The organism is Prevotella sp. oral taxon 475 (assembly GCF_018127805.1).
GTDB lineage: Bacteria > Bacteroidota > Bacteroidia > Bacteroidales > Bacteroidaceae > Prevotella.
The window spans coordinates 1,557,888-1,571,230 of sequence record NZ_CP072334.1 but is presented as its reverse complement, the minus strand read 5'-3'; the positions used below and the strand labels follow the sequence as shown (position 1 = coordinate 1,571,230).

At 48.6% G+C, this 13,343-nt stretch carries 10 protein-coding genes; 1 reads left to right on the top strand and 9 read right to left on the bottom strand.

Annotated elements, in window-relative coordinates; translation table 11 throughout:
* Positions 1-275 precede the first annotated feature (275 nt).
* Positions 276-1,091 (top strand): DUF6261 family protein, encoded by an 816-nt coding sequence (locus tag J5A66_RS06240; RefSeq protein WP_211789810.1) that lies wholly within the window; start codon positions 276-278, stop codon positions 1,089-1,091.
* Between the two features lie 182 nt (positions 1,092-1,273).
* Here J5A66_RS06240 and J5A66_RS06235 read toward each other — a convergent pair whose 3' ends face one another.
* From J5A66_RS06235 to gmd, 9 genes are all read right to left on the bottom strand, one after another.
* Entirely contained in the window at positions 1,274-3,010 is a 1,737-nt protein-coding gene (locus J5A66_RS06235; protein ID WP_211789809.1) for a bifunctional UDP-sugar hydrolase/5'-nucleotidase, read from the bottom strand.
* A gap of 184 nt (positions 3,011-3,194) precedes the next feature.
* Positions 3,195-4,409 (bottom strand): zinc ribbon domain-containing protein, encoded by a 1,215-nt coding sequence (locus tag J5A66_RS06230; RefSeq protein ID WP_211789808.1) that lies wholly within the window; start codon positions 4,407-4,409, stop codon positions 3,195-3,197.
* 57 nt (positions 4,410-4,466) lie between these two features.
* Positions 4,467-5,171, bottom strand: coding sequence for a glycoside hydrolase family 25 protein (locus tag J5A66_RS06225; RefSeq protein ID WP_211789807.1), 705 nt, complete (start codon positions 5,169-5,171; stop codon positions 4,467-4,469).
* Between the two features lie 48 nt (positions 5,172-5,219).
* A complete protein-coding gene (locus tag J5A66_RS06220) occupies positions 5,220-5,948 on the bottom strand; it encodes a hypothetical protein (protein WP_249109928.1) in 729 nt (242 codons plus the stop codon).
* 107 nt (positions 5,949-6,055) lie between these two features.
* On the bottom strand, positions 6,056-7,120 hold the full coding sequence (locus J5A66_RS06215) for a LacI family DNA-binding transcriptional regulator (protein ID WP_211789806.1): 1,065 nt from the start codon (positions 7,118-7,120) through the stop codon (positions 6,056-6,058).
* A 72-nt stretch (positions 7,121-7,192) separates the two neighbouring features.
* Positions 7,193-9,556, bottom strand: coding sequence for a bifunctional dihydroorotate dehydrogenase B NAD binding subunit/NADPH-dependent glutamate synthase (locus tag J5A66_RS06210; RefSeq protein ID WP_211789805.1), 2,364 nt, complete (start codon positions 9,554-9,556; stop codon positions 7,193-7,195).
* A 53-nt stretch (positions 9,557-9,609) separates the two neighbouring features.
* Positions 9,610-10,899 carry a serine--tRNA ligase gene (gene serS / locus J5A66_RS06205; protein ID WP_211789804.1) on the bottom strand — a complete coding sequence of 430 codons (1,290 nt, stop codon included), beginning with the start codon at positions 10,897-10,899 and terminating at the stop codon, positions 9,610-9,612.
* A gap of 148 nt (positions 10,900-11,047) precedes the next feature.
* The gene (locus J5A66_RS06200; RefSeq protein ID WP_211789803.1) at positions 11,048-12,220 is read right to left on the bottom strand and encodes a GDP-L-fucose synthase; all 1,173 of its coding nucleotides are present in this window, start codon (positions 12,218-12,220) and stop codon (positions 11,048-11,050) included.
* Between the two features lie 37 nt (positions 12,221-12,257).
* A complete protein-coding gene (gene gmd, locus J5A66_RS06195) occupies positions 12,258-13,343 on the bottom strand; it encodes a GDP-mannose 4,6-dehydratase (protein ID WP_211789802.1) in 1,086 nt (361 codons plus the stop codon).

The window sequence follows — 13,343 nt, the reverse complement described above, 5'->3', positions numbered from 1 at the left end:
CGGCGGGGTTAAATTTCCGATGTCGTCCTTAACATTTCCGACGGCGGGGTTAAATTTCCGATGTAGCCATTAATATTTCCGATGGAATGATTCAAATTCCGATGGAATGATTTAGGTTCGGTAATGTAGAGCTTAAAAAGTCTTCTACTTTTTGAAGTGGAAATATGTTTTACAACATAAAGTCGAAAAAAAAGCCATTTAAATATATCGATGTTAAGAAAAAATCTCTAACTTTGGCAAAATCATCATATAATAACAATCAAGTTAAGTATTGTATGGAAAATATCAAGAAAATCATGAGTACAGGGAGTACGCACTATCCCTTAGGTTTGCATGCCGATTTGCAAATGCGACTGTATGCATTAGTAAAAGATGTCGACCCCAAGAAGATTCTTCTGAAAGAAGAGGACATCAAGACTTGGAAAGCCGATGTGAACATGGAAAGCGATGTGGCACGGATTGTACGCATCAGCGAGTTAACGGAATCGCTAAACAAAAAGAACAAAACTCGTAATCAGTTGATTACGGAGTTATTCGGTTTGATTCGTTTAGCTGCGAAATCACCAGTGAGTACGCGTTCTGTAGAAGGCAAGCGGCTGAAACTGATTGTAGATACTTATAAAGGTTTACAACACGAGTCGGCGGCAGAGAAAACAGCGCATATCATTGGTTTGCTTCACGATTTGGAACAGGAACCGGCCAGGACAGCTACTATTGCTCTGCAACTTGTTCCGATTATCTCAATGCTTTCATCAATGAATGAGGAGTTTAATGAGGTGCGTATGGGACGTGCCGATGAGCGAGTAGATTTATCAAAGATTCCTTCGGGAAAATTTATTCGTAAGAAGAACGATGCTACCTCGAGAGCGATTTTTCATTTCATCGAGTTGGGACATTCTTCTGCTAACGCAGCCGACAAAGTAATTTTAAGCGAATTGATCGATAAAATTAATCAAGCTATTCGCGAAACGAAGACAACTTTTCGAGGAAGCAAGGCGCAATCGGGTAATTTGCGACCTATTCCCGGCGGGAAAGGCGGTAATCTGCCCGACGACTGGGCCGAAGAAGAAGACGAAAAAGGGAAGTCGTAAAGTATGAAGAAGAATTCATAAGAAAAAGACAGAAAATAGTAAGTAGTAGCAAAGAAGAAATAAGAAAAAGAAATCAGTAGAAAGAAAGTTGAAAAAATAGTAGAAGATAAAACTAAAAAATAAGGGGATTGGGCATGTTTGATAGATGCGCCAATCCCCTTTTTTGTTAATAGAGGGAGAGTTTAATGAAAAATCAGCTTTTTATCTCGCTCGATGGCGGGTTGCGCCCATTCTACAGGGACGAACCGCCAATTGTTGTGTGGTTTCGGGTTCATCGTGCCAGCCTTTTCGATGGCTTTCATCAAATAATAACGTTGATCCTTCTCGCTCTCGAAGATGATGCGGCTTTTCAGTTGCTCTCGCGGGATGCCGGCCCCTTTGGTGAGGAGTTCACCGCCGCCATTGCCCCGATAGCTGTTCATGGCTACGCGGTACCAACGGTTTTCGTCAAAAGGCGTTCCGTCGGCCATGCTTAAGATACGCACTTTGTGTCCGTCGGGCTGAGTGACATCTACTTCATAGATAATTCCGGCTGCGCTGTCGAAGTTGAAGGCAAGGTTTTTGAAGCCGAAACGCTGACGGTCGTCTTTGGCCCATTCGCTCAGGAGCATGATGTGGTCGTCGGGAGAGGTCATCGTGTTGCACCAAAGATCGTAGCTCATCTCGAGGTGCCGCCGCACTTCTGCTCCGGTCATTCGCAGGACGTAGATCTGATTCTCGTATTTGTAGAGGTTGAAGAGATCGCTTACGTGAATGTCGCCCTGTTTGATGCTGATGTCGAAAGAGAGCGGGGCGTTGAAGGAGATGTCGGCCTTGGTGATGTTGAGCTGAAGGTCGTGAATGAAGTCGGTGAAGGCGGCACTGCCGAAGTAGCAGTCGCGCGTGTAAATTGTGTTCTCGAAACGACCGATGCGACGGTCTGTAAATGCCTTAACGCTATCGATATCGGCTTGGAAATGGCGAATGAAGGAGGAGTCGACTGCTTCGCCGGTGATGCTCACGACGTCTCCTGTCACTTTTTTCTCGACAATCTTTCCGTTTTTCTTGGTGAGGTGGATAGTGGCATCGCTCACCATGAGGGCATCGCACGAGGGGTCGAGGCACAGCACGCTTTGGCCTGCATTGTTGACGACGCTGCCAGAGAATCGGGTGTGGTCGTGCCCGAAGAGGATAAGGTCGAAGCCCGGCACTTGGCGCGCCACTGTGAGCGAGGCGTCTTCATCGTATTCGGGGGTGTGAATGCCTCCTTCACGTCCACTGTGGAAGAGCCCAATGAGAATATCGGGTTGCTCGTTCTTTTGGATGTATTCTACCCAAGATTTTGCCGAGGTGACGATGTTGTCGAATCGAAGTCCGGCCCACAAACTCTCCTTGAGCCAGTTGGGAATGGCCGGCGTCAACATACCCAGCACGGCGATCTTCACGCCATCGCGATAGAGGATGGTATAGGGGTGCACATAGGGCTTTCCGGTGCGGGTGTCGATGATGTTGGCTCCTAACACGGGGCATTTTACCTCGGAAATCCATTTGTCGTAGACGTCGTGGCCGGTTTCAATGTCGTGGTTGCCGACGGTTTGTGCATCGTAGTGCAGATAATTGATAACCGAGGCAGCGAGATTGGGCATGCTGGGTTTCACGAAGTTGCAATAGTAGCAGGTGGGCTGCCCTTGGAGAATATCGCCGTTGTCGAGCAGGATGACGTTGGGGCCATATGTTGCACGCGCCTTTTTGACATAGGTGCTGACTCGAGCCAGCGAACCGCTCTTGGCTTTCCGGTTGATAAAGTCGTAGGGAAAGAAGCTCCCATGGACATCACTGGTTTGTATGACTTTGATTTTTACGCTTTGTGCCATTGTGGATTGAAATAAGCAGAGTGCGGTGAAAAGAAAAATAAAATGCTTTCTCATCTGAGGGGTCATTTAAAACTGCGACGAAAGAAGCTTCGCCGCAGTGGAGTTGAAAGAGTTTGGGGGATGTTTCGAAACGCGCGAAAGGCGTCTGTGAAGAGGCTGGTTGGGAAAGAACAGTGGAGAGCGAAAACCCTTGCCAAGACTTGGGCCGATTCTCTGTGGTTTTGCTGGAAAAGGATCTCGAATGGACCGTTTATTCGAGGATTTTTACCATGTTCAACTCTGTGATCTTACCGTCGGGGTTGACTTTGGCCTTGATTCGATAGAGGGCTTCTTTTTCTTTCGAGGCATCGGTGCGCTCTATCTTCTGACGTGCGGAGAATTCAACGGTATATTCGTATTCGTCGATGCCGATTTCGCGTTTTGCGATTTTATAATCGTTGTTGGCACGCCATTCCATTGCGGTGATGTCGTCTTTGTATATTTTGTTGAGAAAGGCTACGACGTCGCTCTTGGAAGCACCGGTCTTACCCAGGAAGGTGGTCATGAAATCGCTGAAAGCAGCGGTGAGACTCTCGTCGTTACGCTCGTTGATGCTGTGGAAGAAATGGCGAAAGACGGCGGCAATCATTTCTTTCTCTTTGCTGCTTATCGTTTTGGCTTTGACCAAGCTCATAGCGGTGTTTGCCTCGTCAATATGCTCGCCGTTGGGGTGATCGGCGGTGTAGAGCTTGTAGGCTTCCATGGTGTTGGCCGAAGAGGCAAGGGCCCAGTCGAGTGAATCGATTTTGTGCAGGGCTTCGGCCTTGTGAATGCTGTTGGGATATTGATCGAGATAAGCAGAGAGGGCGGCTTTTGAACCGCTGACGACGGCGTTGGTCCAATCCTGGTCGGTTTGCTTCAGCTGCGAGAGTAGGTCGGTGATTTTATCTCGATGTTCGGACGATGCGTCTTGATAGTTCGCAAGATAGGACTCGAGCACGGCAGGATCGTTGCTCTTAAGCGCATATTCATAGGCATCTTGCTCGTTATTACCACGCGAATGGGAATAGAAGTAAAGTCCGAAGCCTAAAATGAGTAGCGCGATGACAGCTATGAGGGCAAAGGTGGTTTTATTGTTGCGTTGGACCGAATCCGGTGGAGTGGGGGCTGTGGCTTGATGATGGATGGGATCTTCAACGATATAAGAACTTGGTACAGGTTGTTGCGCCGTTTCTCCACTGGATGCAGGTTGCTGTGGCGTAATAGGAGTGGGAGCGTCCTGGTTGGCGGCAGCTTGCGGGGTGGGCTCTACTGGCGAACTTGTGCGATGATGGCAGTGCGGACATTGCGCTTCGTCTTTGAAGTAGATGCCGCCGCATTGCGGACAGGTGGTAATGTGATTTGCGATTTCTACGCCGCAAGAAGGGCAGACGTGTGCTTTGTCGCTGATGGAGTGGCCGCACTCTGGACATTTGATCATTGCCATATTGTTGTATTTTGATGTTGTGAATGATGGAATCTGTATGTTGTAGTTGATGAAATCTCAATGCTGCGAATGATGAAATTTAATTTCATGCAGATTATGGCTTTTGAGAAAGCGACTTTTGTCGACGAATCCGTTGATGCCGTTGATGCGGCCTTTACCGGTGTATTGCCACAGGATGATGTCGTGCCCATCTTTAAGTTCGGGCTCTTGACTGTTATATTGTGCTATCATGAGTGGATAGCCGTCGAGTTTGCCGATGAGATGGGCGTTATAGAAATTGGTGAAAGTGTAAAGGAGAGGTTTTTGCTTGTAGGCTTCTTCGACGAGGACAAGAAATTTGGCAAGTGAGTCGCAGAATTCTTCGGTGGATAATCCGCTTTTGGTTTCGACGTCGATCATTGGAATGAGATCTTGATCGACTGGGCGGCATTGAGTTTTGAAGTTCTCTAATTGCTTTTTGAGTTCGGTTTTCGGGCGAAAGAAGTGGTAGGAGCCCACTTTCAGTCCGTATTGATGGGCTAATTCGATATTGCGCTCGTATTTTGGGTCGATTCGATCGCCGCCTTCTGTAGCTTTGATGTAGACGTAGGTGATTTTTGTGTTTTCGCCTACGACTTCCCAAAAAACATCCTTTTGGTAATGACTGATGTCGATGCCATGAATATGATTGCAGGTGTCTTCGCATTGCAGATCGTATCCAGTTTGTGCTTTTGTTGCGAGTGCGAGGAGAAGTGCAATAAGAAGGGTGATGGATTTCTTCATGTCTGCAAAGGTACGAAAAGAATGCGGCGCAGCAGGGATAGATAGAGACTATTCTTCCAGTTCGGATAGATTTTTAGCAAATTTATACGTAAGGTTGCTTATGGTTTCAATGGGGGCGTAGAGGAGGTAGTGCATATTGTGGCCTATACTGTGGCGGATGGTGGTTGAATTGCCGTGCACCAATATGGAGGAATCTTGTGTGAGGCTATGTTCAGTGGTGTCTTTTTCTGTCTTCGTGAGTGAGCGGAGAATGAGCGAGCGAACTTTAGGTGATAGGCGTCTGACGAAGGGGATTTCTGCTTGTTCGAATCCAAAGAGAGTGATGAGGATGTTGCCTTGGAGCTGTGCCATCGTTTTGAGATAGATTTGTGCAAGCCAGCGTTCAAGCTTAATAAAGTCTACTCGGTTGCCGTGATGTCTCAAATAGAGTCCTAAGTGTAGAATACCTTTGATTTGGAGGCCCTGGTTGAGCGTATTTTCTACATTGTGTACGATGATGTTGAGCAGGTGGAGGGTTTCGAGTGATGTGTCGATAGCGTGGCGTTCGGTGGTGCGGATGGTTTGTAGTCGACGGTTAAGCAGGCTGTTCGAGAGTTGCGAGCGGGTGTAATCAGTTTGGGGTATTGTAGTTTGTCTCGATTGAAGTTCGTTTACGAGTTGTTGTGGGGCGTGGCGTACGTTTTTCTTTTGTTGTTGTGCGTAGCCTTGGAGGGCGAAGTTGAGTACGTCGTGTGCATCAAGGAGGGTGAAGAGTCGTTGCCATTTATAGGCGGACATGGGTTCTACTGTTGTATTTTCACCCAGTGCGCCGGTTTGCAGTAATCGGAAAAAGTTTCTTTTGATGATGTCCACGGGGGAGGGCATTGATAAATGATAATGTGAAATTATAGTTGTGTGCGTCGGTAGAAATCTACGTTTTCTTTTGTGAGCAGTTCGATGGGCATATAGTTGACGGGTTCTACCTTCTTTTTGAGGACGATGGCTTGGAAGAGGGTGTCGATACAGGCATAACCTTGCATATAGGCATGTTGGGCGATGAGGAAGGAGATGCTACCTTGTTTCAGGCAGGTAGCATTTTTTTCTACCATGTCGTAGCCCATGATTTGTATGTCTCGGCGATTGGTATGCAGGAGAAATTCGCCTACGAGGTGGGCTTTGGAGTTGAAGGTGATACAGTGGTGGAGTTGCGGATGGGTGTTGAAGAAGTCTTCGAGGATGATCGTGTATTTTTGTCGACTGGTTTCTAGGGGGAGGTGTACTTCGATGATGTTGATGTGTGGGAAATGGTCATGCATGTAGTGTCGGAATCCTGTTTCGCGATTGTCTTGTTGCTTGCTCACTACTTTTCCGTCCTTGGTTTGTTTCATGAGCATGATTTCGGTTTCGCCACCGGCGATCATCATGAGCGTTTTGGCGGCAAAATAGCCACTGGCGAAGGAATCTTGTCCGTAGAAGGAGAGAGGGTGGAGATCGGGCATGAAGGAGTCGAGCATAACAAAGGGGATGGCCGATTGGTGGAGTTGATCGGTGAATTTTCGTGTGGCTTCAAGTGCCGATGGGACGAGCACCACACCGTCGGGTTGTGTTCCGAGGCAGGCTTGCGACTGTTGGTCGAAGGAGGTGGTTTTTGAGCGATCGTAGAAGAAGGTTTCGATAGTGACATGGAAGTCTCGCCGTACATCGCTAGCTCGCATAGCACCTTCTTCAATTTCGTCCCAGTAGGCTTCAGACTCGTGTCGGGGGATGAGTAGACAGAACCGGTAGGATCTGTTGTGAGCCAGTGCGCTGGCATACATATTGGGTTGATAGTTGATTTGCTCCAGCACCTTTTTTACCTTCTCAGTCGCGGTTTTCGACGTGTTCGGTCGATTGTGTAGCACTCGGTCTACCGTTCCCACCGACACGCCCGCCATCTGGGCGATGTCTTTGATTCTTATTTTGTTGCTCATGTGTTATGATTTTTCCTGTTGTACGTGTACGTTAGTTCGTTTAGTGGCGTTGCAGGGGGCATATTGCTGGATTTATACGGTGGAACTGGAGCCGCCACAAAGTTGACGATGCATGTTTGCTGCGGCTCGTCGCCCGTCGCCCATGGCCAGGATGACGGTTGCTCCACCACGAACGATGTCGCCGCCGGCGAAGATTTCGGGGCGTGAGGATTGCATGCGGTCGTCGACAATAATAGTGTTTTTACGGCCGAGGGTGAGCCCCGGGATGGAGGTGGGCACGAGGGGATTGGGTGATACGCCTACGGCGACAATTACTTGGTCGACGTCGAGTGTTTTTGTTTGCCCGGCGATGGGTTGCGGACTACGTCGACCGCTGGCGTCGGCCTCGCCCAGTTCCATTACTTGTAGTACGGCAGCGCGAACGGCTCCTTGCTCATCGACGAGATATTCTATCGGATTGTGCAATGTGAGGAATTCGATGCCTTCTTCCCGGGCATGTTTCACTTCCTCGAGTCGGGCGGGCATCTCGGCTTCCGACCGACGGTAGACCAACGTTACTTCGGCTCCGAGCCGCTTGGCTGTTCGGCAAGAGTCCATCGCGGTGTTGCCGCCACCTACAACCATGACGCGCCGACCGAGGTTGATGGGAGTGTCGGTGTCGGGATTGGCGGCGTCCATGAGGTTTACGCGGGTGAGGTATTCGTTCGAGGAGAGAATGTTGATGGCGTTCTCGCCAGGGATACCCATGAAGTTAGGCAGTCCAGCTCCGGAGGCTACGAAGATGCCGCGGAAGTTTTGTTCCTCGAGATCGTCTATCGATAGGGTTTTTCCAACGATGCAGTCGGTAACGAATTGCACGCCCATCTGTCTGAGATTATTGATCTCTACATCGACAATCTTGTTGGGTAGACGAAATTCGGGGATACCGTATTTCAATACACCGCCAATCTCGTGCAAGGCCTCGAATACAGTTACGTCATAGCCGTGCTTGGCCATGTCGCCTGCGAAACTCAGTCCAGCCGGTCCAGACCCTACTACGGCTACCTTAATGCCGTTAGCCGGAGCAAGTTTGGGAAGGGAGGTGTGGCCGCTCTCGCGTTCGTAGTCGGCTACAAACCGTTCCAAATAACCGATGGCCACAGCGGGTTCGTTCATCTTGAGATGCACACAACGACTTTCGCATTGTTTCTCCTGTGGACAAACACGACCACAGACGGCGGGCAATGCCGAGGTGTCTTTCAACACGCGAGCGGCGGCAAGAAACTGGCCGCGTTCGATGTTCTTAATGAATGAGGGGATGTTGATGCTCACCGGACAACCTTCCACACAAGTGGGTTTGGCGCAGTCTAAGCAACGCTTGGCTTCCATCAAGGCCAATTCCTTGGTGAGGCCTTTGTTCACTTCTTCCAAACGGGACGTGGCGCGATAGGCGGCATCGAGTTCAGGCATTTGCACGCGGAGAATGGCAGTGCGTTCTTTCGGCTTTGTCGTTGCACGCAGTTCCTTACGCCAGTCGGCATTGCGGTCGGTCAGCACGTCGATGGTGGCATCGGTGGGAACCACGTCCATCGTTATACAGAAGGTTTCCCGCTTAATTGTCTCCTCTATATGCTCTATGTGTGCGTTGTAACGTTCCAGTTCTTCGGCTTCTGCTTTCTTGAAAGTTCCCATTCGCTTGAACATTTCGTCCCAATCTACCAGGGATCCGTCAAACTCGGGACCGTCGATGCAGACGAACTTCGTCTTTCCACCGATGGTCAGACGACAGGCTCCGCACATTCCTGTTCCGTCTACCATGATGGTGTTGAGCGAAACATCGGTGGGAATGTCGTATTTCTGGGTGAGTTGGCAGCAGAATTTCATCATGATGGGTGGACCGATGGCGAAGACTCTGTCGATTGGTTCGCGGTTGATGAGCTTTTCGATACCCACGGTCACAACGCCTCTCTCGCCATACGAGCCGTCATCGGTCATGATGAGCGTTTCGTCGGAACTTTTGCGCACTTCGTCTTCCAGGATAATCAAGTCTTTCGACCGGCCGGCTAAGACTGAAAGCACACGGTTGCCCGCATTTTTCAATGCGCGAATGATGGGCAACATGGGAGCTACTCCTACACCACCACCTGCACAAATCACGGTTCCGAAGTTCTCGATGTGCGTGGCATTGCCTAACGGACCTACTATATCGGTTACGTATTCGCCCTCGCCGAGGTTGCAAAGCTTGTTGGAGGAGAGACCCACCTTTTGAACGACCAACGTGATGGTACCTTTCTTCGTGTCGGCATCAGCAATGGTGAGCGGCATGCGTTCGCCTTTCGCACCCACTCTCACAATTACAAAGTTGCCTGCCTTTCGGCTTTTTGCAATCAGTGGTGCTTCTATCTCAAAGAGAAACACTTTCTCCGAGAATTGTTCTTTTCGGATAATCTTATTCATAAGGTAGATGATAAAGGTTAGTTTTCATAATGTTTTCTGCAACTTCTGTCTGTTCAGAAGTTGTTATCGTCGAGCAAATCGAAGCCGCAGTAGGGAATGAGTACTTGAGGGACGCGGATTCCGTCGGGCGTTTGATTGTTCTCGATGATAGCCGCTACGATACGAGGCAGGGCGAGAGCCGATCCGTTGAGCGTGTGACAAAGTTCAATCTTTTTGTCTTCTGTGTGGCGGTAGCGACATTTCAGACGATTGGCTTGGTAACTATCGAAGTTGGAAACGGAAGAAACCTCGAGCCAGCGTTTCTGTGCGGCACTCCACACCTCAAAATCATAACAGATAGACGAGGTGAAGCTCATATCTCCGCCACAAAGCAGCAAAATGTGGTAGGGCAACTCGAGCTTTTGTAACAGGCCTTCCACATGTGTCAGCATCTCTTTGTGCGACTTCTGCGAGTGCTCGGGCTTGTCTATCCGCACAATCTCCACCTTATCAAACTGGTGCAAGCGATTCAAACCGCGCACATCCTTTCCATATGAACCCGCTTCGCGACGGAAACAAGCTGAGTAAGCACAGCGTTTGATAGGTAGATCTTTCTCGTCGAGAATCACATCGCGAAAAATGTTCGTTACCGGAACTTCTGCTGTAGGGATAAGATAGAGGTCATCTTGTTCGGCATGATACATCTGACCTTCTTTGTCGGGCAATTGTCCTGTGCCATATCCCGATGCCTGATTGACCACCAATGGCGGTTGTACCTCCAAATAGCCGCTTTTGCGTGCCTCGTCAAGGAAAAAAGCTTCCAGAGCCCGTTGCAGTCTGGCCATCTTACCTATATATATAGGGAACCCGGCACCCGTAATTTTCACACCAAGGTCGAAGTCAATCAAATTATATTTCTTGCACAAGTCCCAGTGACAGAGAGCGTCTTCGGGCAATTGGGGTATCGTTCCGCCCTCTTTCACCACCACATTGTCCGCCGCATCCTTACCTTCTGGCACCTCATCGGCAGGAATATTAGGGATGGTGCAAAGCAATGCCGTGAGTTCTCTTTCCGCTTCATCCATCTGTTGTTGCAAAACCTTGTCGTTTTCCTTATATCCGGCCACTGTTGCCTTCACATCCGCAGCCTCATCGGTTTTTCCTTCTTTCATTAACTGTCCTATTTGTTTTGAAAGAAGGTTGGCTTCCTGTTTATTCTTATCCAACTTCTGTTGTGCTTCTCGGCGACGTTTATCCGTCTCGAGCACCGTTGCAATCACTTTTTCGGCATCTTTGAAATGTTTTTTCTCCAAACCTTTAATTACGCGTTCGGTTTCCTCACTGATGAGTTTAAGTGTAAGCATATTTTTCTTTTTGTATTTTTATATTGTTGATTGTCGGCAAAGGAAAATCATTTCACTGCTTTGCCGTGATGAATTTCAATCTGAATTTTGAGGACATTCTCTTCATTTGGCGGAAGAATTGTCCGTCTTCATTGAGAGAGTGGTGTATTTAGGATTGCAAATCAGTTTGATACCACTCGTAAAGTCTTCTTACGCCATCGGCTATTTCCACCTTGTGCGTCCAACCTAATCGGTGAAGTTTCGACACATCAGTGAGTTTACGAGGTGTGCCATCAGGTTTCTTGGCATCAAAAACAATATCTCCTTGATAGTCGACAGTTGTTGCAATCAGGGCAGACAGGTCTCGAATGGATATTTCTTCGCCTGTTCCCACGTTGATATGACAGTTGCGTATCTCGCCGAGTTGAGGAATAGCACCTCCTCGTCCGTTGCTGCTATTACGGTCGAACCTTCCATTTACCGGTGCACCCTTCAAGACAGAGGAATATTCGCGAATGCCAATGATATCGCTAAAATTGGTGTTTAGCAAGATATGCACGCTGGCATCGGCCATATCCTCGCTCCAAAGAAACTCGCGAAGCGGATGTCCTGTTCCCCAGAGCGTCACCTTATGATCGCCGATACCATATTGGGCCAGTGTTTCAAGAATTGCTTTCTCATCGGCACCTCCGTCTATCTGCTCCACCGGACGTTTGTTCAAGTCTTTTCGAATAGCCTCCCATCGCCCTTCGTGGATGAGTTTCGAGAGATAAATCTTTCGCATCATGGCCGGCATTACATGACTGTTTTCCAGGTGAAAGTTATCATTGGGTCCATACAGATTGGTGGGCATCACGGCGATATAGTTCGTTCCATACTGCAGATTGTAGCTCTCACACATTTTCAGTCCGGAGATTTTGGCCAGTGCATACTCTTCATTGGTATATTCCAGCGGAGATGTGAGCAAGGCATCTTCCTTGATAGGCTGTTCGGCATTTTTTGGATAGATGCAGGTAGAACCGAGAAACAGCAGCTTTTTTACGCCATGTCTGAATGACTCGCTAATGACATTGCATTGCATCTGCATATTCAGCATGATAAAATCGGCCCTATACAGCGAATTGGCCATGATTCCTCCGACATGTGCTGCAGCCAAAACAACAGCTTCCGGCTGTTCTTTATCGAAAAAATCGCGCACTTGTGCTTGCTCGGTAAGGTCGAGTTCGCTATGGGTACGACCGATTAAGCGGTTATAACCACGGGTTTTCAAGTTGTTCCAAATGGCAGAACCAACCAGTCCACGGTGTCCGGCGATGTATATTTTAGTTTGTTTGTCGAGCATTTCTTTCACCTTTTATATATAAAGACACACAGAAATCCTATTCAGGCTGTTGTGCTTTGAGGAAAAGCTTCTGTACGAAAGTCATGTCGTGTGCCACCATTTTCTTGATCAACTCTTTGAAAGAAGTCTTGGTAGGATTCCATCCCAACAACGTTTTCGCCTTTCTGGGGTCGCCCAAGAGTTGGTCTACCTCGCAGGGACGGAAATACTTCGGGTCTACCTCTACCAATACCCTGCCTGTAGCCACGTCGATTCCCTTTTCATCGAGGCCTTTTCCTTCCCAGCGCAGTTCGATACCAGCCTCTTTGAAAGCCAAATCGCAGAACTCCCTCACAGTGTGCATCTCTCCGGTAGCAATCACAAAGTCTTCAGGGTGCTTTTGTTGCAGCATCAACCACATGCATTCCACATAATCTTTGGCGTAACCCCAGTCGCGTTTTGCGTCCAAGTTGCCTAAATAGAGTTTGTCTTGAAAACCCTGTTTGATGCGACAAGCTGCCAAGGTAATCTTGCGTGTGACGAATGTTTCGCCTCGACGTTCGCTCTCATGGTTGAACAAAATGCCATTGCAACAAAACATATCGTAGCTCTCACGATAGTTTTTGACAATCCAAAACCCATAGAGTTTGGCTACCGAGTAGGGAGAACGGGGATAGAACGGGGTGGTTTCCTTCTGTGGAACCTCCTGAACCTTTCCGTATAGCTCGGAGGTCGAAGCCTGATAGATGCGGCATTCTTTCTCCAATCCGCAGATACGGACAGCCTCCAGTAAGCGCAGAACGCCGGTCGCATCGACATCGGCAGTGTATTCCGGCACCTCGAACGACACTTTTACGTGGCTCTGTGCAGCAAGATTATAGATTTCGGTGGGGCGAACCTCGCCGATGATGCGGATAAGGGAAGAAGAATCGGTCATGTCTGCCCAATGTAGGTTGATGGGGCGTTGTTTCTTCATATCTCTCACCCATTCGTCGAGATATAAATGTTCTATTCTTCCCGTATTGAAAGACGACGACCTGCGAAGCAAGCCATGCACGTCGTATCCTTTTTCGTTTAAAAATTCTGCCAGATAGCTGCCGTCTTGACCGGTGATACCTGTGATGAGTGCAACTTTTCTTTCCAT

Bases quoted from the DNA above. Each gene is read 5' to 3' on its own strand.
- J5A66_RS06240 (WP_211789810.1), top strand. From the start codon at position 276: ATGGAAAATATCAAGAAAATCATGAGTACAGGGAGTACGCACTATCCC.
- J5A66_RS06235 (WP_211789809.1), bottom strand. From the start codon at position 3,010: ATGACCCCTCAGATGAGAAAGCATTTTATTTTTCTTTTCACCGCACTC.
- J5A66_RS06230 (WP_211789808.1), bottom strand. From the start codon at position 4,409: ATGGCAATGATCAAATGTCCAGAGTGCGGCCACTCCATCAGCGACAAA.
- J5A66_RS06225 (WP_211789807.1), bottom strand. From the start codon at position 5,171: ATGAAGAAATCCATCACCCTTCTTATTGCACTTCTCCTCGCACTCGCA.
- J5A66_RS06220 (WP_249109928.1), bottom strand. From the start codon at position 5,948: ATGTCCGCCTATAAATGGCAACGACTCTTCACCCTCCTTGATGCACAC.
- J5A66_RS06215 (WP_211789806.1), bottom strand. From the start codon at position 7,120: ATGAGCAACAAAATAAGAATCAAAGACATCGCCCAGATGGCGGGCGTG.
- J5A66_RS06210 (WP_211789805.1), bottom strand. From the start codon at position 9,556: ATGAATAAGATTATCCGAAAAGAACAATTCTCGGAGAAAGTGTTTCTC.
- serS (WP_211789804.1), bottom strand. From the start codon at position 10,899: ATGCTTACACTTAAACTCATCAGTGAGGAAACCGAACGCGTAATTAAA.
- J5A66_RS06200 (WP_211789803.1), bottom strand. From the start codon at position 12,220: ATGCTCGACAAACAAACTAAAATATACATCGCCGGACACCGTGGACTG.
- gmd (WP_211789802.1), bottom strand. From the start codon at position 13,343: ATGGAAAGAAAAGTTGCACTCATCACAGGTATCACCGGTCAAGACGGC.